Origin of the sequence: Serratia sp. BFP-2025 (genome assembly GCF_050880365.1) — a bacterium.
Classification (GTDB): domain Bacteria; phylum Pseudomonadota; class Gammaproteobacteria; order Enterobacterales; family Enterobacteriaceae; genus Serratia; species Serratia surfactantfaciens.
This window is the reverse complement of sequence record NZ_JBPAFV010000001.1, coordinates 756,036-780,869: the sequence shown is the minus strand read 5'-3', so window position 1 is coordinate 780,869 and position 24,834 is coordinate 756,036. Positions and strand designations below refer to the sequence as shown.

Sequence of the window (24,834 nt, the reverse complement as noted above, 5' to 3'; positions counted from 1 at the left end):
CTCCTTATTCATTAAAAGCGCCGCACCTTTAGCGACGCAGTCACCGATATCTGCCTTTAATACCCATCCGGCGCCGTGAATCCGCCACTGATGCTTTCGCAGAACTCCGCAAAGTTAATCGTCACATCATCGTGAAAATGCCCGGAGATGATTTGTATGCCGCACGGCAGTTCATCCGTCGTTTTCGCCAATGGGTAGACGGTGGCAGGCAAACCAAAAACCGTTGCCAACATGTTCCAGAACAGATGTTCGTTGTAATCCTGCGGTTCGCCGTTGACGATAAGCTTGCGCTTACGCACCGGCTGCTGCATGTGCGCAAAGGCCAGCACCGGGCTGACGGGTGTCAACAACACGTCATAACGGGCGAAAAGGGTTTCTATCACCCGGCTGTATTCGCGGCGGAGTTTGTCTGTGTGCAGCTGTTCGTCACTGTCGTTCAGCATGCCCTGGTAATAGCTCGCCATCCCCTCAGGCACATCCGCCAGCTTGCCCACCAGCTTGAAGCCCAGCGCCGCCAGTCCGGCGGTCAGGCGCTGGCGTCCATTGAGCGCCGTGCCTACCAGTCGGCCGCTGAGTTTGACAGCCATATCAAACAGCGCGTCGGGATCGATGTCGGCGGGCATAGCGTCATCAACCTCCACGCCTGGCTGTGCGCGTAACCTGTCGATAAATGATTGAAAACGCTGTGCGACCTGTTGGTCTATCTCATGGTGGGGTGCGCCAAACCACGTGCACACACGGTAGTTTGCTTTGGCCTGATAACGGCTAAAATCGGGAATACGCGGCGGTTCCACCCAGAATGCGCTCAGCGCGCGCATCATCAGACGCAGATCCGCCGCGCTGCGCGCCATGGGCCCCGCCGTCGAGAGATCCGGCTCATTCGTTGCTTGCGGGCCACCGCCGGGCACATGTCCTCTGACCGACATCAACCCCAGGCTACAGCGATGGGCATAAACGCCGGTGTAGTGTGCGGGAATGCGCATTGAGCCAAACAAATCGCTGCCAAATTCCACGGGGGTGAAATCCGCCGCCAGCGCCACCGCTGCCCCTCCGGACGATCCGCCGGGTGAACGTTGCCTATCCCACAGGTTATGGGTGGTGCCGTACAGATCGTTATAGGTTTGCCAATCTGCGGTCATCATCGGCACATTGGTTTTTCCCATCAGGATCGCCCCGGCGGCGCGCAGGCGCGCGACAGAAGGAGCATCCTGCGTCGCCCGGTTATCTTTCAGATGGCGGGCACCGGATGTGGTTAACCACCCCTGTACATCAAACGATTCCTTAACGGTGCAGGGCAATCCGTGCAGCACGCCCGTCGCGCGCCCCTCCAGCCGCTCGCGATCGGCGCGCGCGGCGGCCTCCAGCGCCAACGCATGGTGCTGCTGCACCACCGCGTTCAACGGTTCGTTAAATTGCGCCATGCGAGCAAAATAGTGATTCACCAACGCCACGGAGGTTGTTTCCCCGGACGCCAACTGCGCCAACAGCGTCCCTGCACTACGGTAGCTCTGCTCACTCATCGCCCTTTCCTCCCTGTTGAGCGCGCTTACGCCGCCGCGCCAGATTCTCGCGCGCGGCACCGACCTGCGACGCCTCGGCCTGTGCCAGCACGACATCGCTGGCTTCGGGCAGGTTGTGCCGTTGGTCATTGAGATAACGCGCTACATCCGCAATGGTTGGCAGACGGAACAGGTCGACAATGGGGATCTCCTGCCCGATAAGTACCTCCAGCGCCTGCTGAATACGCACTAACTCGATAGAACTGCCCCCCAGCGAGAAGAAATCGTCCTCGACCGACACGTCGCTCACCCCGAGCACCTCCTGCCAGAGCGCCACCAGCCGCTGTTGCAGCGCGCCGTCCGCCTGAATAGGGGCCACGCCGTCGCGCTGGTGGGCGATTTGTTCGCCCTGAAGCTGCAACTTTTGCCGATCCAACTTGCCGTTGGCGGTCAAGGGAAAATCGGTCGCCAGCACCACGTTGCTCGGCAGCATATAGTCAGGCAGTTGCTGACGCAGGCTGTGAAGCATGGCGTCTTTGTAGCCCTGCATGTCCACCGGCGCGGCAGTTTCGCTCGGTTTCTCATAGGTGGAGAAATCGCGCATCAAGGCGGCGGCACTGCCCGCATCTTGCCCTAGCGCGCCGCCCACGGTGCAATGGACATAGCGATGGTGAGGCGATAGTTGGAAGTGCGATGCCACCGAGGAAAAGTCCGCCATCCCCAGTTGACACAGCCCCAATCCGTAAAGCGGCGCATCGTCCTCCAGTAAATGGCAAAGGGTGCCGGCTTCCATCACTGAGAAGTGCCAACCGGCCTCTTGTCCATAGAGCGGCGCGATCGCCGCCATATCGGCCACCATAAACAGCGTGAATGCCGCCCGATCGGCAATAGACTGATTGGGACCGGCGTGGAAAGCGCTGTTCAACACCACCTCTGGCGCCACCGGCATCAGACTGCCCTCACGCGGGTTGAAGTAGTAAATACCGGAAACCCCTTCTTCGATTTTTTCAGGATGCAGGTACACGTAGGTTTGCACCGGGTATAACCCCCCGGCGGACGCATAGGTATACTTGGCAAAAGGCAGGCCAGGCAGACGCATCTGCCCCAAGCCCGACAGCAGTTGCCCCAACTGTGCCAGCGTGGTTTTTTGTCCGCTGAAATGGCGATAACTGCGGCGTTTGATGTAACGTGCGCTATCCGCCGGTACCGTCAACGCAATGCCCGGACCATTCAGCACGCGAATATGCGATTCCTTGAGCTTAAACGCCAGGCGCTGCGCCGGATTCACAATAATGCCCTGCTCCAGCGCTGCGGCCTCGGCCTCCCTGGCGTGCAATGCCTGCGCTTTGTGGCGATCGTGCAGTTTGGCAAAAGCGACCAGCCGACGATGTTGCGCATTGCCCACCGCCACCACCACCGACTGCTCTACATCAGGATGGCGAGCAATGCAGCGCTCGATCTCACCTAATTCGACGCGGAAACCGTTCACCTTCACTTGGGTATCGTTGCGCCCCAAAAAGGCAATTTGCCCATCGGCAAAATAGCGCCCGCGATCCCCGGTGCGGTAAACCCGTTCGCCGCTCGCCGCTCGCCACACAAAGCTCGCCGCGGTTTTCTCCGCGTCGTTCAGGTAGCCTTGCGCCAGCCCCATCCCACCGATGCAGATCTCCCCTTCCACGCCGACCGGGCACTCTTCCAACTGCGCGTTCAACACGTACATTGGCTGGTTGCGCAGTCCACGGCCGTAGGGAATGCCGCTCCACGCCGGCTTCACCTCAGCTATCGGGTAGTACACCGACCAGATGGCGCATTCGGTCGCACCGCCCAGACTGATGATCGCCATCTTTTCATTGAGCCGCTCGCGCATCTGCCCCGGCAACGTCAGCGGGATCCAGTCGCCGCTCAGCAGCGCCAAACGCAACGTCGGATAGCACGCCCGATCGCCACTGTGGTATTCACACAGCATCTGCATCAGCGCAGGCACCGCGTTCCAGACGCTCACGCGGCCATGCGCCATCACCGCCTGCCAATGACGCGGATCTTTCTCTCGCCCCGCCTCCGGCAGCACCAGCGCCGCGCCCACCATAAAAGGTGCGAAGGCGTCGTACACCGACAGGTCAAAACTCAACGACGACAGCCCGAACAGCCGATCCTGCGCGTTGAGGCCAAAGCGTTCGTTGATGTCCTCCAGCGTGTTCATGGCGGCGCGGTGGTCGAGCATCACCCCTTTCGGCGTGCCGGTGGAGCCGGAAGTGAAAATGATATAGGCCAGATCCGTGGCCTCCGCCGCCACTGACGGCAGCGGCGCGGCGGGCGCGTCCAGCATCCCGTCGTCGATGGCCAGCGCGGGCAGCGACGGCGCCAGCGCGGCAAGGCCCGGCTGCGTCACCTGCACCCGCACCTCGCCCGCCGTCAGCAACAGCTGGCGACGCTGTGTCGGCAGCGCCGGGTCCACCGGCAGGTAGACGGCACCCAGTCGCAAGATGCCGTGCACGGCGGCGATCTGCTGCCAGCCTTTTTCCATCACCACCGCCACGCGATCGCCGTGCCGTACGCCCAGCGCGAACAGGGCGCCGGCCACATTATCCGCCGCCGTCGACAGTTGGCAGTAGGTCAGTTCGCGGGCAGGGCTGATGAGCGCAGTCGCCTGTGGCGTCAGTGCCGCCTGACGCAAAAGCCCGTGATGTAACAGCGCCGTCGGCGCGGGAGCCTGCGTGACCGGTGCGCAAACGGCGGGCAGCGCCAGCACGTCTTGCGTCTCTTGCCAGCATTGTGGTCGCTGCGCCAGTGTGTGCAGCAGTTGGCGATAACACTGGAACATCTGATCCATCAGCGCCGGTTCAAACAACTGCTCCACGACGTCCCAGTTGAAATGCAATTCTCCGTTGCGCTCCATCACCTGATGATCGAGCCACACCTGCGGCGTCTGCGAGACGCTGTACTGATTATCCTGCGACTGGCTGAACAGCGTATCGTCCGTTTCCCAGCGCGCCTCGTCCTGATTGAGCAGGCTGGTGAATACGATAGGAATCACCGATTTCGCCGGATCGCGATGGGTTTGCACCAGCAGGCGGGAGACCTGGATACCGCCAAACAAACGGTTATCCAAATCGCGCCACAGCTGAGCGTGGATCGCGTTGGCCCGTGCCTGCAAGGTTTCTCCCTGCGACAGGTCAATCTCCAGCTGCGTCAGTGCCGTAAAGTCACCCATCAGGTGATTGATATCCACATGCAGCGGCAAACGATTGAACAGCGTCAGGTTAAGGCTAAAGTGCGGCGAGGCGCTAAAGCGCGCCAGCACTTGAGCAAACCCCGTGAGCAGCAACGTAGTAGGCGTGATACCCATTTGGCCCGCCTGCGTTTTCAAGCGTTGCCAGATGGCTCGCGGCAGGCGATGGCTGCGGCGCACGAACGTGGGGTTATCCAGCTTCGCGGGATCGATGCGCAGCGGTAAGCGTGGCCCCGACGGCAGGGTCTCGACGCGGGCGCGCCAGTAGTCACGCGCCCGTTCAAACTGCGGCGTTTTCTCGTAGGATTTCAAGGTCAGCACATAGTCGCGGAAACTGTACGTCAGCGCAGGCAACGCCGCCTGCGGATGGCGATAGTGATACGCCAGTTCCCGGATAAACAGCTCCAGACTCCACGCATCGGCCACCAGCAGATCGATAGAGACATGCAACCGGGCTTTTTGCTGCGGATCGACCACGACTTCCATTTGAAACAGGGGCCAGCAACTGCAATCAATGATCTGATGCGAGAGGGTGTCACGCAGTGCGCGGCAACGCTGTTGAAACTCGTCCTCGCACGGAGTGGTATGGAAGGCAACGTGGTATTCCGGCACGTCTGGCAAGACCTGCTGCATACCGTCATCGCTGACAATAGCGCGTAACATACCGTGCCGCGCAATCACGGCATTGAGCGCACGGTTGAACGCCGTTTCATCCAGCCCTTGTAGTTCATATTCGACATAGATATGGGTCGAAATATTGCCCAGCCCCAGGGATTTGCGCCGCCCAACCCAATAAGCTTGCTGCACGTCCGTCAGCGGAAAAGGCAGATGCTGCTGGTCAGGAGCAAATACCGGGTCAGGCAACGCGGAAACCTCTACCTCACTGCCGTCTTGTTCGAGCAGATAACGGCTTAATCCCTCGATGGTGGGATCGGCAAAGAATGCGCTTAGCGTGCAGGTGGTGCCGTAATGTTGCTGAATATCATACAAAATGGTTGAAGCTAACAGCGAGTGCCCACCCAGTTCGAAGAAGCTGGCATGGGGATCGTCAATGCTGACGCCGAGCGTGCGTTCCCACATCGCCGTCACCGCAGCAAGAATCTCGGATTTTGTGGTGCGGGATACGGCGTTCGACGATGCCTGAAGAGACGTGGCAGGCCGCACGGCCTCGACCCAATAGCGCTGCGGCGCAAAGACCGTCCCCGGCAGGACGATTCGTTGACTGCCCCGCATACGCTCCGCCGCATCCACCCAGCGCCAATCCAGGCTAACGCCCGCCAACCATAGCTGCCCCAGCGCCTGTAACACTGCACGGTTGGCACCACCCGCCGCGTCGCCCAGCGTCAGAGACAAAACGCCGGGTTGCGCAGAGGGAACCGTCGGCCCATCGTCAGGCGGTTGGCCCGCATTCAACCCGCGCCATGCCTGCGCCAGCGTACAGTCACCACGCAGTACGGCAGCCGCATAGCAACCGTCGCCGACGCCGTGCGGCGCCGCATTCAACGTTTCCCGTTCTGCAATCAGCGCGATCAGCGCATATTGACTGATAAACGTCCGTTGCGCGGGCGTGAGATCGCGCAGGCGGGCCGCTTCGAGCGGAAAATGGTCCAACAGTTGTCCCACGATCCGGGACAACGCCTCAGAACACGCCAGCCAGTCACTGAGCGTATCGGGTTCGACAGAAAAACGGTGCCCCAACCGCCAGCTAATCGTGCTGCCGGAGGTTGCCGTCACCGCCGGTGCGTCGTGGAACTGTCGGGCTAACTGGGCGCAATCCTCCGCGATGACCCACTTGCGTACCGGGGCGGAGAGGCGCCCGTGACGCAAGGTGTAAGCCACGTCTTGTAAGCGCGTCTCCGGATGCGCGGCCAACTCCGCCAGCAAAGCGTTCTGCAGCTGTTCCAACGCGTCGGGGGTTTTTGCCGAGAGCGAGACGGCAACAGGCCCGGCCTGCTGCGCCAAAGTCTGCGGCATCGGCAATGGGGCTTGCACCACCAAATGCGCGTTGGTGCCGCCCAATCCGAACGCGCTCACGCCTGCTGTGCGTGGCGTGGCGCTTTCCGGCCAAGGCGTCAAACGGGAAACCACCTCAAACGGGCTGCGCTCCAGCTCCAGTTGCGGGTTGGCCCGTTGAAAATTCAGCGTGGGATAAAACACCCGGTTAGTGAGGCTCAGCACCGTTTTGATGAGTCCGGTGACGCCGGATGCCATTTCCACGTGGCCCACGTTGGGTTTCACCGCCCCCAGACGCCACGGCGTCGCGCTCGGCGCTGCCGCTCCAAATGCGCGTTTGATGGCCGCAAATTCGATAGCGTCGCCTAACGGGGTGCCACTGCCGTGAAGTTCCAGATACTGAATTTGCTGCGGCGTCACCCCTGCCAGGCTTTGCGCCTCAATCATCACCGCTTCCTGACCCTCAACGCCCGGCACGGTATAGCCGCTGCGCGCGCCGCCGTCGTTGTTGATGGCACTGCCCTTGATGACGGCAAGGATGTTATCCCCTTGCGCCTGCGCGTCCGTCGCCCGCTTGAGCAGCACCATGCCCAAACCGCTGCTGTACACTGTACCGCTAGCCTGCGCGTCGAAGGTGTGGATCAGGCCATCTTCCGCTTGCAGTCCATCGCCACGCGAGTCATAGCCGCGCTGATCCTCCATGCGGAACGTGACGCCCCCCGCCAGCGCCATATCGCACTGTCCGCTCAGCAGGCCCTCGCAGGCCAGATGAACGGCCACCAGCGAGGTGGCACAGCTGGCCTGAACCGTCACGCAAGGACCGGTGGTGTTCAGGCGGTAAGCCAGTTGGGACGTCAAATGGTCTTTGTCATTGCCGACCATGATCTGCAGACCGCCGAGTTGCGCGAGCTTGTCCGGGTTGCTCATCAGGTGGGTAAGCAAATAGAAGCTGGTGCTCACGCCCGCATAGAGGCCGACGCGCACGTCATGCTCCTGCGGGTGGTAACCGCTTTGTTCAAACATCTCCCAAGCGCAGGTCAGAAACACACGCTGCTGCGGATCCATGATTTCCGCTTCCGCGCGGCTGTAGCCGAAAAAGCCGGCATCGAACTCTGCCATACGCTCATACACATTGTTCAGCGTGATCTGATTGTAGCCGTCACACGGGGTCACTTTCGGCGCCAAAATGTTGCGTCCGGTACGCAGCACCGTTTCGAACTCAGCAACGCTGTGTACGCCGGGGTAGCGGCAGTTCATGCCGACGATGGCGATATCGCTTTCACTGTAAGTCATCAGTTTTTCCTTAACGTTGACGCTGGTGACGGCGTACAAGCCGCTGTTGGGCGCGGGATTGGGAGACGTCACGCTGCTGCGTCTGATTCACCATCTGTGCACCGTCCAGCGTAGCCTGCAAATAACCGGCGATTTTTTTCACGGTGGTTAAGCGAAACAGCTCGGCAATGGGTACCGTGACGTTGAAAATTTCCTCGATGCGGCGGTGCAACAGCACGATCTGAATCGAGCCGCCCCCCGCTTCAAAAAAGTTGTCGTTCAGTCCGATCCGCTCTCGTTGCAGTACCTCGCACCAGAGTGCGGCCACCTGCTGTTCACAGGACGAGGCGTGCGCGAGAGTTGCCGTCTCCTGTGGTGTAGATTGCGACATACGTTGGGTAACCTCGTGGGCCAGTGCCGCCTGGTCAATTTTGCCGTTGCCGGTCATCGGCAGCACGTTGAGAAGAAAGAGATGTTGGGGCAACAGGTAGTACGGCAGTTGCGCGGCTAACTGCACGCGGACGTGCGCCAACAGGTCGTCGACATCTTCATTTCCCGCGGCGGTGATAAAGGCGTGCAGTTGCCCTTGATGGCACACCACGGCTGCGCTCCCCACGCGGTCAAGCCGTTCAAGATGGCTTTTGACTTCACCCAGTTCGACGCGGAAACCGTTCACCTTCACTTGGGTATCGTTGCGCCCCAAAAAGGCAATTTGCCCATCGGCAAAATAGCGCCCGCGATCCCCGGTGCGGTAAACCCGTTCGCCGCTCGCCGCTCGCCACACAAAGCTCGCCGCGGTTTTCTCCGCGTCGTTCAGGTAGCCTTGCGCCAGCCCCATCCCACCGATGCAGATCTCCCCTTCCACGCCGACCGGGCACTCTTCCAACTGCGCGTTCAACACGTACATTGGCTGGTTGCGCAGTCCACGGCCGTAGGGAATGCCGCTCCACGCCGGCTTCACCTCAGCTATCGGGTAGTACACCGACCAGATGGCGCATTCGGTCGCACCGCCCAGACTGATGATCGCCATCTTTTCATTGAGCCGCTCGCGCATCTGCCCCGGCAACGTCAGCGGGATCCAGTCGCCGCTCAGCAGCGCCAAACGCAACGTCGGATAGCACGCCCGATCGCCACTGTGGTATTCACACAGCATCTGCATCAGCGCAGGCACCGCGTTCCAGACGCTCACGCGGCCATGCGCCATCACCGCCTGCCAATGACGCGGATCTTTCTCTCGCCCCGCCTCCGGCAGCACCAGCGCCGCGCCCACCATAAAAGGTGCGAAGGCGTCGTACACCGACAGGTCAAAACTCAACGACGACAGCCCGAACAGCCGATCCTGCGCGTTGAGGCCAAAGCGTTCGTTGATGTCCTCCAGCGTGTTCATGGCGGCGCGGTGGTCGAGCATCACCCCTTTCGGCGTGCCGGTGGAGCCGGAAGTGAAAATGATATAGGCCAGATCCGTGGCCTCCGCCGCCACTGACGGCAGCGGCGCGGCGGGCGCGTCCAGCATCCCGTCGTCGATGGCCAGCGCGGGCAGCGACGGCGCCAGCGCGGCAAGGCCCGGCTGCGTCACCTGCACCCGCACCTCGCCCGCCGTCAGCAACAGCTGGCGACGCTGTGTCGGCAGCGCCGGGTCCACCGGCAGGTAGACGGCACCCAGTCGCAAGATGCCGTGCACGGCGGCGATCTGCTGCCAGCCTTTTTCCATCACCACCGCCACGCGATCGCCGTGCCGTACGCCCAGCGCGAACAGGGCGCCGGCCACATTATCCGCCGCCGTCGACAGTTGGCAGTAGGTCAGTTCGCGGGCAGGGCTGATGAGCGCAGTCGCCTGTGGCGTCAGTGCCGCCTGACGCAAAAGCCCATGATGTAACAGCGCCGTCGGCGCAGGGGCCTGCGTGACCGGTGCGCAAACGGCGGGCAGCGCCAGCGAACTGTTCGGCACCCGCCAACCTTGCGGCGCAGTAACCAGCGCCTGTAGCGCATGGCAATAGGCGCCAAACATCTGATCCAGCAGCGAGGCATCAAACAGTTGTGCGACCGCATCCCAGTTGAAATGCAACTCCCCGGCCTGCTCCATCACCTGATGATCGAGCCACACCTGCGGCGTTTGGGTAATATTGGCATCCGGACACAGGGTAAAGCGGGTTGTGTCCTGCGCGGCCTGTGCAGGCGTCTCCTCGTGGGTATCCACCATACTGGTGAACACTACCGGCATCGGCGCGGGGAAACGGCCGCTGCGGATCAGCGCCTCGCTGGCGCGGATCCCACTGAAACGACGGTGTTCGAGATCTTCCCACAGTTGCGCCTGAATACGCTGGGCGTTGTGGGCATAAGCCTGCTGACTGTCGTAACAGACATTCAGTAGGCTGACAGCGGTAAAATCACCAATGACCGCCTCAGCGTTGGGGTAGCCCAGTGGGCGATTGAACAACGTCAGATTGAGCGTAAATGTCGGGCTAAGGCTCCAACGCGCCAATACCTGGCTAAAGACCGTCAGCAACAGCGCCGTCTTGGTGATGCGCGCGCGCTGGGCCAGCGCGCTCAACGCGCCCCAATCGTGGGCCGACAACCGATGATGACGGCGCACGAACCTGATTGCCGGCAACTGTGCCAGATCGCCCTGTACGGGCAGTGCTGGAGGGCCATACAGCTGCGGCAGCACCTGTTGCCAATAGGCCCGATCGCGCGCATAGGCTTCACCCGCCTGCTCTGCCAACAGCGCCTGCACGTAATCACGGAAAGAGAACGGCAGCAGCGGCAGCGACGCATGGGGATCGCGGTACAGCGTCATCAACTCCTGCTGTAGCGTACGCATACTCAGGGCATCGGCGATCAGCAGATCGAGACTGAAATGCAAGCGGCCCTGCCGCGCCGTGCAAGCCGAGTAGCTGAAATCAAACAGCGGCCAATGCTCCGCGGGATGCACGTGGTGCGATAGTCGATCGCGGATCGCCATCAAGGCATCATGATGCGCGCAGGGGGGCAAGGCACGCAGATCGCGCTGTTCGAGCTGATACGTCGGCACCTGCGCCAGAATCTGCTGAGTACCGTCGGGGAGTACCCGCGCACGCAGCATTTCATGGCGGGCGATCAGCGCATTCACCGCCTGGGTAAAACGCGCAACATCAAAGTGCTCGACGTCAAACTCATGGTAGACGTGGGTCGCGACCGAGGTGGCACCCGCCTGTCGTCCAAGCCAGTAAGCGCGCTGAACATCCGTCAACGGGAAAGGTTGATGACGATGCTCGGGATCGTGCGCCATCACCCAGCCATCCTGAGGCGCAGCTGCGTCTGTCGTAGATTGCTGTACGATACGCGCACTCAATGCCCGCAGCGTGGAGTAATGGAAAATGTCCTTAAGGGTCAAGGCACAGTGAAAGGTACGGTTGACCTCGGCCACCAGCGCCACCGCCAGCAAGGAGTGCCCCCCTAAACGGAAGAAATCGCACTCAGGTCCTGCGTTTGTTATCGGTAAATAGCGCCTCCACAGCGCCAACAACGCCTGTTCCGCGTCGCTCAGCGCTGGCGGCGGCGCGAGGGGCTCCTCGGCCACGAAATCTGCCGCCAACCGCTTACGATCGATTTTGCCATTGGCGGTGTTCGGGAAAGCGGTCACCCTCTGCCACAGCGTCGGCACCATGTAATCTGGCAGTTGCTGCCGGAGATCGTTTTTCAGTTGTTCGAACAGCGAGAGGGGCGCGTTGGTGACGATAAACGCCGCCAGTGCTTTGTGTAACGGCGCGCTTTCAATGCAGGCCACCACCGCACCGTCCACGTGCGGGTGTCGCGCCAGCGTCCGTTCGATCTCGCCTAACTCAATACGATAACCGCGCAGTTTGATCTGGCTATCTTTGCGCCCCACAAAACACAGCTGCCCCCGCACATCGCACCTGACCAGATCGCCGGTGCGGAACATCCTGCCGCCGGGATACCCCGGTTCTGACAAGAAGCGCTGTGCGCTCAGCTCAGGCTGTCCATCATAGCCGTGCGCCACCCCATCCCCGGCGATATAAAGCTCGCCGTCAACGCCTCGCGGCACCGGATGGCCCTCCTCGTCCAGAATGTACACACGGGTATTGGCGATGGGCGCGCCGAGGGTGATGTATTCGGCTTGGGTGATCTGCGCTTTCAGCGACCAAATGGTGGTTTCGGTGGGACCGTAGAGGTTCCACAGCGCGCCACAACCGCGCAGCAGTTCTTCCGCCACCTTCGTCGGCAGCGCTTCACCGCCCGCCAGCACACACAGTTGCGGGTCGCCACGCCACCCCGCCGTCAGCAGCCCGTGCCAGAATGAGGGCGTCGCCTGCATCAACGTTGGTTGATAGTCGGCAATCAACGAAATCATACGGAAGCTGTCCGCCGCGCGTTCAGCCTCCGTCAGATAGAGGCTCGCGCCGGAGATCAGCGGCAACAGATACTCCAGGAACGAAATATCAAACGTGGGCGTCGTCACAGAGAGCAGCCGATCGTTCGGGCCTACAGCAAAGGTACGTTGCATATCCAACAGCAGATTCAGCAATCCGCGGTGAACAACACGCACGCCTTTAGGTTCGCCGGTGCTACCGGAGGTAAACAACAGATAGGCCTGCATATCCGGCAACAGAGCGCAAGGTGCGGGAAGTAGGGCCACGTTCGGCGTGTCCTGCATCGATTCCGGCAACGACAGCTGTGCCGTTTCCCCCCATTCTCCCGATTGACGCACCACCAGACAGACCAGACGAGCGCGTTGCATGAGGCGTTGCAAACGCGCCGGGGGCTGACGGAGATCGAACGGCACGTAGCACGCCCCCACGTACCACGTCGCCAACAGGGTTGCAATGACATCGCTGTGGCGCGGCAACAGTACGCCGACCCGATCGCCCGGTTGTATGCCCTGCGCCTGAAAACGCGCCGCGATGGCCTGCACGCGCGCCCAGAGTGCGGCGTACGTCAGTGTGCCATTGTGCTGCTGTATAGCCAGTTGCGTTGGGTGTTGCACGCAGCGCTGTTCGATGATGCGCAGCACATCCTGCGGCGCGGGCCACAGGACGTCAGTGGCATTGAGCGGGTCGCGTTGGGGCGTTGCGGCCTCCGGTGCCTGCAGAGGGATCGCCGCGATCGGCACCTCCAGTGAGGAGGTCAGCGCCAAACAATGCTGGCGCAGCGCCTCGGCAATCTGCTGAACCACGTCGGCATCGTAGAGCCCCAGATTGAACTCAAAGGCGACGTCGAACGTGGCATCGTTTTGGAACACCTCGACCGTCATGTCGTACTTGACGGCCTGATTGTGATACGTCACCTGCTCCCAGTGCGCGCCGGCCAAGGGAAAAGCGCGTGGGGTCACGTGGTTATGATAGATATACAGGATCTGGAACAACGGCGAATGGGAAAGACTGCGCGGGAGATCCAGCGCATTCACCAAGCTTTCAAACGGCAGTTGCTGGCGTCCCAGCGTTTCTTTCACGCTGGCCTTCACGCGCTGGAGCGCGTCGCGCCCCACCTCAACCCCGCTAAAATCGGTGCAGATAACCGCGGTGCTGGCATAGTAGCCGATGCTGTTCTGCAACTCCGGGCGAATGCGTCCCGATACCGGCGTGCCCATCACCAGCCGTTGTTGCTGGGCGTAACGCATCAGCACCAGTTGGAAGGCGGTCAGCATCAGTACGAACGGCGTCGTTTCTTGCGCGCTGGCGACCCGTTTCAACGCGCGGCTTAATGCTGCATCCAGGGTGATGCTGAACCGGGCGCCATGCGCAGAGGGTTGCGCCGGGCGCGGATGCAGCGACGGGAAGGTCGACAGGAGAGGCGCATCCTGCAAACGCGCGCGCCAGTGGGCAAGTTCGGTCGCCAGCAGGGTGTCCTGGAACCATTCGCGCTGCCAGCAGGCATAATCGGCATATTGCAGCGGCAACGGCGGCAACGACGTCTCATCACCGGCGAGCAATCGTGCATACTGCTGCTGTAACTCATCAAACAATAGCCGCAGCGAGATACCGTCGATGACGATATGGTGCACGCAAAACACCAGATGACTATCCTGTCCGGGCTGAACGATCTGTGTTACCCCCCACAGCGGGCCATGCGCCAGATCGAACCGAGTGTTTGTCACCCGCTGGATCGCCGCGTCTCGCGCTGAATCCGGAGCCTGCGCTGCTAACGTGACCGTATCGAAGATCAGCGCAGGCGCATCATCGATCACCTGGCAAGGCCGATCGTTGCGCACCACTATACGGGTGCGCAGGATGGCGTGGCGCGCCTGCACACGGCGCAATGCCTGCGTGAGCCTCGGTATATCCACCACACCGTGCAAACGATACACCACATACAGGTTGTAGTTGATGGCGGCGTTGTCGTATTGCTGCAAAAACCATAACCGTTCCTGATTAAACGACAGCGGGATCGCCTGCGCCGGGTCCGCCTTGATGATGGGAATACGGCTAGGCGACACGCCGGATTGCGCCAACTGTCGTAGTAACTTCTCCTTTTTATCCGCCGGGAGCGTTCGCGCTAACGCGGCATGGTGTATCGTCATGACCGTCCTTTCCTTATCGCTGCGTTGAACATCATTGTCGACATCACTCGTTAACCATGTCGTTAACCAGCGCGGCAAGCGTGGACTCCCCATCGTCCAGCTGCTCTCGCTCGACCAACTGCGCTAAAGCGCGCACGCTGGCATCCTCCATCAGGTCGATAAAGGAAAGCGTGACGGCGAACCGTTCCTGCACCTGCGCCAGCAACATGCCCAGCATCAGCGAGTGCCCGCCGGCTTCGAAAAAGTTGTCGTCAATGCCCAAGCCGTCAATCCCCAGCAATGCTTCACAGATCGCCACCAAGCCGCGCTGCGTCTCGCTCTCTGGCGCCGCGTAAGGCACCGCAAACGCTGGACGCGGCTGACGGTGCGCCGGCTGTTCAGCAGAGGCGATATCCCCCGCGTCCGCCACCGGCGTTACGGTGAGCCCCTGCTCTTCCGGGCTGTCGACCCAGTAACGGGTTTTGTCGAAGGCGTAGGTCGGTAACGAGACACGGCGCGGTTGGTCGCCTGCAAACGCAGACCAGTCTATGTTGTGGCCTCGCACCCAGAGCGAAGCCACGGTATCTAAGATATGTTTGTGCTCCTCGCTGTTGTGGGCGCCTGCCGGCAGCGCGCTGACCGCGAGGCGATCGCCCAATTCATGACCGTTGGCCAGCCGGGTCAAGGTAGCCCCCGGCCCAATCTCCAGAAAGTCGACATCAAACGTCGCCTGGGCCAGCCGCAGTGCCGCGGAAAACTGCACCGGCATCAACATCTGTTCCGTCCAGTAGTCCGGCGTAGTGAGGGTATCAGCGCTGACGAGTTCGCCGGTTGCGGTAGAGATGATGGCGAGCGTCGGCGGGTTCAGACGCACGTTCTTAAATGCCTGACGTAGCGCCTGCGCCGCATCTTGCATCATGCTGGAATGGAAGGCGTGGGAGGTGTGCAACCGTTTGTTGATGATGTTCTGCTGCGTCAGTCGCTGGCTAACGGCGAGGATCGCCGCCTCAGGCCCGGCGATAACCGAATAGTTAGGGGCGTTAACCGCGGCGAGCGCCAGCGGGGCAGAAATCAGGGCGCTCATCTGCGCTTCCGGGAGCGCCACCATCAACATGGCACCGGTTGGCGCTTGATGCATCAGTTCAGCCCGACGCGCCACCAAGCGCAGCGCATCCTCCAAAGAGAACACGCCAGCCAACGTCGCCGCCACCCATTCACCCAGCGAATGGCCGATCATCACCGTCGGCGTGATGCCCCAACTGAGCCACAATTGCGCCAAGGCATACTCGACGCTGAACAGCAGCGGTTGCGTGAGGCGGGTTTGCGCCAGGCGTTCGCCCTGGGCTAACGAGATTTCTGCGCTGAACAGTTCATGGCGGATATCCAGTCGGTATTCACGCTCAAGTAACCCCGCGCAACGGTCAAAGGCCTCTGCGTAAACCGGCCAAGCCTGATAGAGCTGATGGCCCATGCGCTGATATTGGCTGCCCTGCCCGGAAAACAGCATCCCCAGCCCAGACTGCGTCTGTGCCACGCCACGGGCGAACGGTGCTGTCGCGGTCTGCTGCAACAGCGTCCCGGCAGCGTGCAGATCGTCCGTTACGAGCGCGGCGCGGTGTGTGAAGGTTTTGCGCCCCTGGGTGAGCGTCCAGGCCATGTCCCGCCGATCCGGCAGCGATTCACGTTGCAGAAAATCGGCAAAACGCGCCAGTCCCGAGGATAAGGCACTGTCGGTTTTGGCGGAGAACGGCAATATACTGTAGGCAGGTACAGGCGCTCGCGCTTGCAGCTCAACGGCGGGCGCTTGCTCCAGCACAACGTGGGCATTGGTGCCCCCCATGCCGAGCGAGGTGACGCCCGCGCGACGCATGCCGTTTTCCGGCTGCCACGGTTGACAGGTGGTATTGATGTAAAACGGGCTATTGGTCAGATCGATCTGTGCATTGGGCCGCTCAAAGTGCAACGTGGCGGGAATTTTGCCCTGCTGCACCGCCAGCGCAGTTTTTATCAAACCCGTGACGCCCGCCGCCGTATCCAGATGGCCGATATTGGTTTTTACCGACCCCAACGCACAGTACTGCTTTTGCGGCGCGCCCGCAAAGGCACGGCTCAGCGCGGAAAACTCAACCGGATCGCCCAGACGTGTCCCGGTACCGTGAGCTTCCACGTAAGTGATATCCTGCGGCGCCAACCCCGCCAACCGCTGTGCCTGAGCAATGGCGCGCGCCTGAGCGTCCACGCTCGGCGCGGTATAGCTGATCTTCTCCGAGCCGTCGTTGTTAACGGCAAACCCTTTGATGACCGCATAGATGTTATCGCCATCACGCAACGCTTCGTCGACGCGCTTCAACACCACCAGCCCTGCGCCGGTGCCGGGCACAAACCCGCTGCTGTTATCGGAAAACGCCCGACAGTGGCCATCGGCGGCGGTGATCCCGCCCTCCTGCGACAAGTAGCCGGTTTTTGCCGGCGGCCCCAGCGTCACACCGCCGGCAATCGCCATGTCGCACTGCCAAGTCAACAGGCTTTGACAGGCCACACACACCGCCACCAGGGATGTCGACGAGGAGGTCTGTACCGTGATCGCCGGGCCACGTAGATTGAGGTGATAGGCGATGGTGGTGGTAATACTGTCTTTGTCGTTGCCAATGGCCGCCTGCAAACTGCCGGAAGAAAAAACGCGTTTGAAGTGCGGCATCAAGTTCAGCATCAAGTAGGAATCCATACTTTTGCCGGCGAAAATGCCCACATCCCCCGGATAATCGGCGGCCACATAGCCCGCATCCTCGAAGGCTGCCCACGCGGTTTCCAACAGGACGCGGTGCTGAGGATCCATCAGCTCCGCCTCTCGGGGCGCGATACCGAAGAAGGCGGCATCAAATTTATCGATGTCCGCCACCTCCCCCTTGGCCTTGACGTAGTCAGGATGCTGAACAAATTCGGGGCTGATCCCCATCTTCAGCAGCTCCTCATCGCTGTAGAAGGAGATACACTCTCGGCTCGCCAGCAGATTTTCCCAAAACGCCTGTACGGTATCGGCTTGAGGGAAACGCCCCGCCATCCCAATGATGGCCACCCCAAAATTATTCTCTGCCATGTTGCTTTCCCCTGTATTCAGGTTTGTCACGCGTTCCATTCAGCGGGATCAGTGATGACTGTCGGTTGTGGCAGCCCAGCGCGCCCGACCAAAGGCCGAACGCTGTTGTGCCGCACGTTGCTGCGTCTGATCTCCCGTGGTCCCTTGCGCTGCGTCCGGGGCCAGCAGAAATTCCGCCAAGCGTTTGATGGTGGTAAAGCGCAACAGATCGACCAACGCCACGCGCTGGCCGCACTGCTGCCCAATGTGCTGCTGCATCTGTACCAGCAGAAGCGAGTGTCCGCCGAGATCGAAGAAATTGGTGGTGGTGCCGACACGCTCGATGCCAAGCAATTGCTGCCAGATCGCCGCCAGACGCTGTTCCAGTTCGGTCGCCGGAGGGACATACTCGCCCGGCCCTGCCACCTGTCGCAGGTCTACCTGCGGCAAACGGTGGGGATCGATTTTGCCGTTCACGCCAAGCGGCATGGCGCTCAGCGGCACGTAGAGCAACGGCAGCATATGCAACGGTAGCCGCAGGCTAAGCCACACGCGCAGTTGCTGCGCATCCAGCGCCACACCGTTGATACTGCAATAGAAGGCCACCAACAGCTGAGTCGCTGCCGCATTGCTGCGCACATCGACCCACGCATCGGCAATATCCGGATGCTGTTTCAGCAGGCTTTCGATGTCGCCCAGCTCCACCCGGTGCCCACGGATCTGCACTTGGCGATCCTGTCTGCCGAGATAGAACAACATCCCGTCTGTTGCCCAACGGGCACGATCGCCGGTTTTCAACACCCGCACGCCGGCATGTTCCGGCAACTCAACAAAACGCGCGGGATCCTGTTGTGCATTAAGGTAGCCGGGGGAGATACCCAGACCGGAGAAACAGAGTTCACCGCAGGCGCCCGGCGGTACCAGGCGGTTATCCGCATCCACCACATACGCTTGGGTATTCTGGATCGGGCGGCCAATAGGCAGTGGCCCCGTTTCTTGCGCCGTACGCTGTGCGACGGAATAGTAGGTCGAGCAGATACCGCTTTCGGTCAGGCCATAACCGTTAACTACCGTCATGTTCGGCAGCAACGGCGCAATCTGCGCATACTCCAGCGCCTCACCGCCGCACAGAAACAGACGCAGCGATCCCATCGCCTGAGCCAGAACGGAAAGGCTGGCGGAGAGCGACGGGGTCGTACTCAGGATCGTCACCCGCTGCGATGCCAGCAGCGCAATGAGCGCATCGCTGTCCAGACTCTGCGCTTTTGGCGCCAATATCAGGGTACCGCCGGCGGCGAGCAGCGGCAGCACCTCCCCGACAAAGCTGGCGGACGCGACAGAAGTAATGGGTAGCAGAACATCCTGGTGCATCACCTGATAGCTAGAGATAAAGGAAGCCACCAGGTTGACCAGATTACGTTGGCTGAGCCGGACACCTTTGGGTTGCCCAGTGGTGCCGGAGGTGAAGATCACCACCGCGTCACTCTCCAGCGTCGCTGGCGCAACGGTAACCGGCAAGCTCTGCATTTCTGCCAACAGGCTGCGCCAACCGGGCATCGTCGCCCAAGGTATCGTCAGTCCATGAGGTGCCTCTTGCGGTTGCGTCACCAGCAGCATGCGCGGTGTTGCCTGAGCCAAAATCAGGGCGTTGCGAGCTTCTGGCGCATCGCCATCCAGCGGCACATAACTCGCCCCCAGAGAGAGGATCGCCAATTGCGCGATTATCAATTCGAAGCAGAACGGTAACAGCAGCGCGACAGATTCTCCGCGTTGTATGCCCTGCGCGCTCAGCCAGGCACGCATCTGCATTGTGGCCTGTTGCAGTTCGCCATAGGTCATAGCGTTGTCACCGTGGCGCAACGCCACGTGAGTGGGGCGCTGCCGGCAGTGCGGCAGCACCAGCGCCAGCAGGTTATCCACGGGCGGCAGCGCAACTTCAGTGGCGTTGTGCCGCGCCAGCCAAGCGTGCTCCCGGGGGGTGACGCGGATCAGATCGCGGATTGACAGCGTGGGCTGGCGGTTTACTTCATCCAACAGTTCCTCCCACTGCGCCACCAAATGCCGAATACGCTCCGCGCTGTACAACCCGGCGTCGTATTCGAAGGTACCGGTGATGCGCCCATCGATATGCTGCATACTCAGCGAAATATCCACCTGAGATGCACCGGTATCCAACAGTAGCGGAGTGACGTTGACGCCGTTTAGCGTCGGGATCGCCAGCGGCATATTGTCGAGTTGGAACATGCATTGATACACCGGGAAATGTCCGGCGCTACGCTCCACATTCAATGCACGCGCGATGTCGGTGAATTCGAGGCGCTGGTGCCTGAAAGCGGCGAACAGAATACCTCTGACCGTCTGCACCCACGCGGAAAACGGTGCCGCCTCGTCAAGAGGCAAACGCAGCGGCAGCACGTTGACCAGCGGCGCGATCATCTGCTCCTGTTCTTGCGCCAGCCGCGCGGCAATCGGCATACCGACGATATATTCCTGCTGACGCGCATTACGATGCAACAGGAGCACAAAGGCGGCCAGCAGATAGTTATACAACGACACGCGCTGCGCACGCGCTGCCACCACCACCTGCTCGCAGGCGCTGTCAGGCAATGCAAAGGTGACAAATGCCCCTCGGTAGCGCGCCACCGTCTGACGCGGCTGATCGGTGGGGATATCGAGAATCGGCAGCGTGCCCGTCAGGGTGTCTTGCCAGTAGCGCATCGCGTCCTGATACGCGTCACTCTGGCGCCATTCCTCTTGTTGCGCCAGGTAATCGCTATACTCCAGCGGCGGTTCTTGCGCCGTGGACTCGCCGTTATACGCTGCCTGCAACTCGCGTAGTAGAACGCCTTTCGACCAGCCATCGCTGATGATGTGGTGCAAATGAATCAACAGCACGCTACGCGCGTTATCGATCGTCAACAGTTCAAACCGGCATAGCGGTGTGCCCGGCGTCAAGAGCATGGGTTGTGCCGCGCGCTGGTTAATCAACGCCTGTAACGCGTTATTATCGTCCACCGAAGGCAGCGGCACTATCGTCAGCAGCGCCGGCGACGAAACGGCCTGAGGCACCGCTAATACCGGTTGCCCATTGTGGGTTTCCGCCATGGCGCGCAACAGCGAATGCCGGCTCATCAGCTGACGGATCGCGCCGTCCATCCGCGTGCGATCCAATTCCCCTTCAAGCAGCAAGGCGGCGGGGTTATTGTACAGCGCGGTGTGCGGCGCCAACTGTTGCATAAACCACATAGACGCTTGCGCCGATGACAGCGGCAGGTAGCGTACTGCGGGTGTCTCACGCAGATCGACGCAACTGGCTGAGTGCGCGCGCGCCAAGCCGAGCAGCGTTTTACGACAGCACTTGCCATTGGCGGAGAGCGGTAACGCTGACAACGCCAACAGACGGTTCGGCAGCATGTAAGCCGGCAGGTTTTTGGCCAATGCATCCAGCAAGGCCTCCAAATTGAGCCGCGCGCTACTGACGACAAAGGCGTAAATCAGCTGATTGTCGGGATCGTCCTGGTCCGCCACCACTGCCGCCTGCCGCACCTCCGGCAAACGCATCGCATGGGCCTCGATTTCGCCCAACTCAACACGTAACCCTCTTATTTTAATCTGAAAATCATTGCGCCCGATGTAATAAACCTGTTGGCTTTGTCCGTCGCGCCACACCAGGTCGCCGGTTTTATACAGCCGCTCCGGCTGCCCTAAATGGCACAGGGTCGGATGCACGGTAAAATAGCGTTCGGTCAGCGCTGCATTGTTGAGATAACCCCGCGCCAGCCCGATACCGGCGAGATAAAGCTCTCCCTCTTCGCCGTCCGCCACCGGGTTGCCTTGCTCATCCAGCACGTAGAGTCGGCAACCGTCAATCGCCTGACCGATAGGGATGTCTTCGTAGTCGTACTCGCGCTGGCAGCGGTGATGGCTGACATCGATAGCCGCTTCAGTCGGGCCATAGAGATTAATCAGGTCGCCCTGTGCCACCGATTGATAAAAGCGCGCCACGCTGTGGACAGTGAGTTTCTCACCACTGGCGAACACCGATCGCAACGAGGCGATCAAGCGCGAATCCCGTTTTATCTCCAGATACTCGACAAACAGGTTCAACATCGAAGGGACAAAGTGTACAACCGACACGCGGTGACGCTGAATCAGCCGCACCAAAGTACGCGGATCGCTCTCCAATCCGGACGGTAACAGCACCACAGATGCGCCATACATCGCCCACCAGAACATTTCCCAGACGGAGACGTCAAAGGTGTACACCGTTTTCTGGAACAGCACGTCCCGCGACGTGATGGGATAGGCGCTCTGCATCCAGACAATGCGGTTAAGCAGCGCGGCATGTTCCGTCGCCACCCCTTTGGGGACGCCGGTGGAGCCGGAGGTGTAGATGATATACGCCAGTTGCCGCGCGTGCGGCCGGTAACGCAGATCCCTCGTCGGCATAGCACTGACCGCCGCGCTGTCGACCTCGACGCGAGGAATCGACCAGCGATCGCCATCGTCCGTACCAATCAGGCAAGCGGCTGCGCTGTTGCTCAGGATGTTTTCAATGCGGCTACGCGGCGCATTATGCGCCAGCGGTAAATAGGCGCCGCCGGCCTTTACAATGGCGAAAATGGCAATCAGCATTGCCATGCCGCGCGGCAGGTGGATCGCCACCACACTGTCTTCGCCGATCCCCTGCCCGCGCAAATAATGCGCCAGTTGGTTAGAGCGTGCATTGAGTTCGCGATAGGTCAGCGCCGCGTCGTCCATCAACACGGCGGACTTTTCCCCATATTCACCGGCGATACGATACAGATAGTCGACTATCGTTTGGTCGTCGGTGGTCGACTGCCCCGTTGTCCCTTGCTGTTCCATAACTCTGGCCTTCAAAGCGAGATAAGTGCGTAGGATGGCGTGACGGGTTATGCCAGTCCGCCGTTGTCGGCAGCCAACCGCGCTTGGCAGGCGTCGATTTCCGCCTGACTGCTGCCTTTGAGTTGAAATCCCTGTTCAAGAAGTTCATGCAGAAAAGCGATGTCCTCCTCGCTGGAGGTGCCGCGCTGTTCAATCTGCTGGATGCGCTCAAAAAAACGGCTGAGCAACGCCTTCAATTGCGCACTGGCGGCCGCATCGGCGGCGCGGTGGTGGCGTGTGGCCGTCAAGGCGTTGGTTAACAGCCTGATGCGCTGGCGGCGCACGGCTTGCGGATCGGTCTGCGCTGCCGTGCCGTCCCCCAGTTCCTGTGCCAGCCGCGCGCGATCCTGACGGTCGTCAAAAGCGTAAACCTGCGCTGGATAGCGATTCTCCAACAGCAGATTTTTCAGCACGCTTTGCGGACCGATCTCTATCGCGATCGGTACCGGTTGCCCTGTCAGGTAGGTGAGAGAACGCTGCCACTGCACGGGTTGGGACAGTTGTTGTTCCAGCCATTGCGTTGGCGTGGCCGTATCGGGATAGGGTTGAGCACTGACATTGGCGATCACTGGGCAGCACGGACGCCGCCAGTCGCAGCGTTCCAGCGCCTGGCGCAGCTGCTGCCCGTAAGGTTGCAATAGCGGGCTGTGGTAAGGAACACCGCCAATCAGCGGCACCACTTCGACCTGGCGATCATGATCCAGCAGGTATTGCTCGGCGGCGATAATGGCCGCGTTTTGCCCAGACAACATAAACTGTTGCGCCGAATTGAAACAGGCGATGCCTACCTGCTGTCGGGTTTCGCGCTCCGCCGCCTCGCACGCCGCCTCCACCAACGCCTGATTCCCCTGCTTGATGATGGTGGTACCCGCGTCCATCTCGCGGGCGATCTCACCGGCTAAACGGCTGCGCATCGCCACCAGGGCCAGCGCCTGGGAAAAGCTCAGCGCGCCGCTACAGGTCAGCGCAGCATATTCGCCCAAACTGTGACCCAACATATAACGAAGGTTGACATCAGTACCGGTTTGCGCCAAAAACTGCTGCCACGCGACGAAGTGGGCCACACTGGTGGTATAGATAGCGAGCGCCATCGCCGTCGGCTCGGCAAGTTGCACCAAGGTACCCGACAGGCACAGCGCCGCCATGTCCCGTTCCGCAATCTGGCTGGCTTCGTCAAACAACGTGCGCACCTGCGGATAGCGCTCATACAACCGCCGTGCCATGCCCACATATTGCGAACCGGAACCGGGGAACAGCAGCGCGACATCCTGCGTCATGCTTTACTCTCCATCATGTAATTCGTCGCAATTTGGATTTCATGGATTTGCGATGTCCCTTCGATAATCTCCATGATTTTGGCGTCGCGGTAGTAACGCTCGACGGCATAGTCGGCATGGCAGCCGTTCGCGCCCAGCAGTTGCACCGCATTCCCTGTCACGTCCACCGCCGCTTTAGAGGCGACATACTTAGCCATCAGCGTTTGGTTCATCATGGCCGTGTGCAGCGTTTCGCGGTATTCCGCCGCACTGAAACACATCAGTTGCGCGCTGCGTGTCTGGGTCAGCATGGAGGTAAACAGGTGCTGGACAATACCGTGGGAAAACAACCGCCGCTTGAACTGTTTACGTTGGCGGATGTAGCGCGCCGCCACGTCCACCGCGGCCTGACATAATCCCAGGCTGCCGCAAGCGGTAGTGAATCGCCCTTCATTGAGTGCAAAATTCACCGCCAGCGGCACCCCTGAGGTGAACGAGCCGAGCAACGCGTCGGCTTTCAGACGACAATCATTAAAATGCAGCTCCGCCAACATATTGCCGCGTAACCCCAACATATCGCTGAGCGGTGTGATGGTGAAACCGTCGGTGTCGCGATCGACAAGCACCGTCGCTAACTGATTGCCGCAACGGGTCAAAACGATAAAGAAATCCGCAATCTGCCCTAGCGTGATCCATTTCTTTTTGCCGCTCAGCCGCCAACCATCGCCGTCCTGCTGCAATTCCGTCTCCACGTTCATCAGGTCACTGCCGATATTTGGTTCAGTGAGGGCAATGGCGCCGATCAGTTCCCCCGTTGCAAGCTTTGGCAAGTAATAGGCCTTTTGCGCTGCGCTGCCCGCGCGTTGCAGCGGCGTGCTGACCATGCCGGTCACGGTAATGAGATTTTCTAACGAACCGTGTACCCCAGCCATCACTTCATGCAAGGCGCACAGTTGGTAAGAATCGTAATCTCGGCCGCCATATTTTTGGGAGATTGAGGCGCCTAAATACCCGGCCTGCGCCACGCACGAAATAATGTCGGGCACAATAAACTGCTGACGTTCAATATCCTGAGCAACCGTGGCAAGATGTTTTTCTGCGAACAGTGCGGCCTCGTGCCGGACAATCTCATAATTTTCAGTGGTCAT

Annotated in this window: 7 protein-coding genes; all 7 read right to left on the bottom strand. The window is 60.6% G+C overall.

All coding sequences use genetic code 11. The features are described 5' to 3' along the window. Window positions 1-56: 56 nt before the first annotated feature. Genes clbL through clbF form a run of 7 tightly spaced genes read right to left on the bottom strand, consistent with a single transcriptional unit; the run spans window position 57 to window position 24,834 of the window. The gene (gene clbL / locus ACRAWE_RS03585) at window positions 57-1,520 is read right to left on the bottom strand and encodes a colibactin biosynthesis amidase ClbL (protein ID WP_432524851.1); all 1,464 of its coding nucleotides are present in this window, start codon (window positions 1,518-1,520) and stop codon (window positions 57-59) included. After that, window positions 1,513-7,974, bottom strand: a complete 6,462-nt coding sequence (gene clbK / locus ACRAWE_RS03580; RefSeq protein WP_432524849.1) for a colibactin hybrid non-ribosomal peptide synthetase/type I polyketide synthase ClbK — start codon at window positions 7,972-7,974, stop codon at window positions 1,513-1,515. The genes clbL and clbK overlap by 8 nt, the downstream gene beginning before the upstream one ends. 10 nt (window positions 7,975-7,984) lie before the next feature. Continuing rightward, a complete protein-coding gene (gene clbJ, locus ACRAWE_RS03575) occupies window positions 7,985-14,470 on the bottom strand; it encodes a colibactin non-ribosomal peptide synthetase ClbJ (RefSeq protein ID WP_432524847.1) in 6,486 nt (2,161 codons plus the stop codon). Between the two features lie 43 nt (window positions 14,471-14,513). Next, window positions 14,514-17,546: a colibactin polyketide synthase ClbI gene (clbI, locus tag ACRAWE_RS03570; RefSeq protein ID WP_432524843.1), complete on the bottom strand. Its 3,033-nt coding sequence runs from the start codon at window positions 17,544-17,546 to the stop codon at window positions 14,514-14,516. A gap of 48 nt (window positions 17,547-17,594) precedes the next feature. Next, window positions 17,595-22,391: a colibactin non-ribosomal peptide synthetase ClbH gene (gene clbH / locus ACRAWE_RS03565; protein ID WP_432524841.1), complete on the bottom strand. Its 4,797-nt coding sequence runs from the start codon at window positions 22,389-22,391 to the stop codon at window positions 17,595-17,597. A 47-nt stretch (window positions 22,392-22,438) separates the two neighbouring features. Beyond that, window positions 22,439-23,707, bottom strand: coding sequence for a colibactin biosynthesis acyltransferase ClbG (gene clbG, locus ACRAWE_RS03560; protein WP_432524839.1), 1,269 nt, complete (start codon window positions 23,705-23,707; stop codon window positions 22,439-22,441). Beyond that, window positions 23,704-24,834 carry a colibactin biosynthesis dehydrogenase ClbF gene (gene clbF / locus ACRAWE_RS03555; RefSeq protein WP_432524837.1) on the bottom strand — a complete coding sequence of 377 codons (1,131 nt, stop codon included), beginning with the start codon at window positions 24,832-24,834 and terminating at the stop codon, window positions 23,704-23,706. The genes clbG and clbF overlap by 4 nt, the downstream gene beginning before the upstream one ends.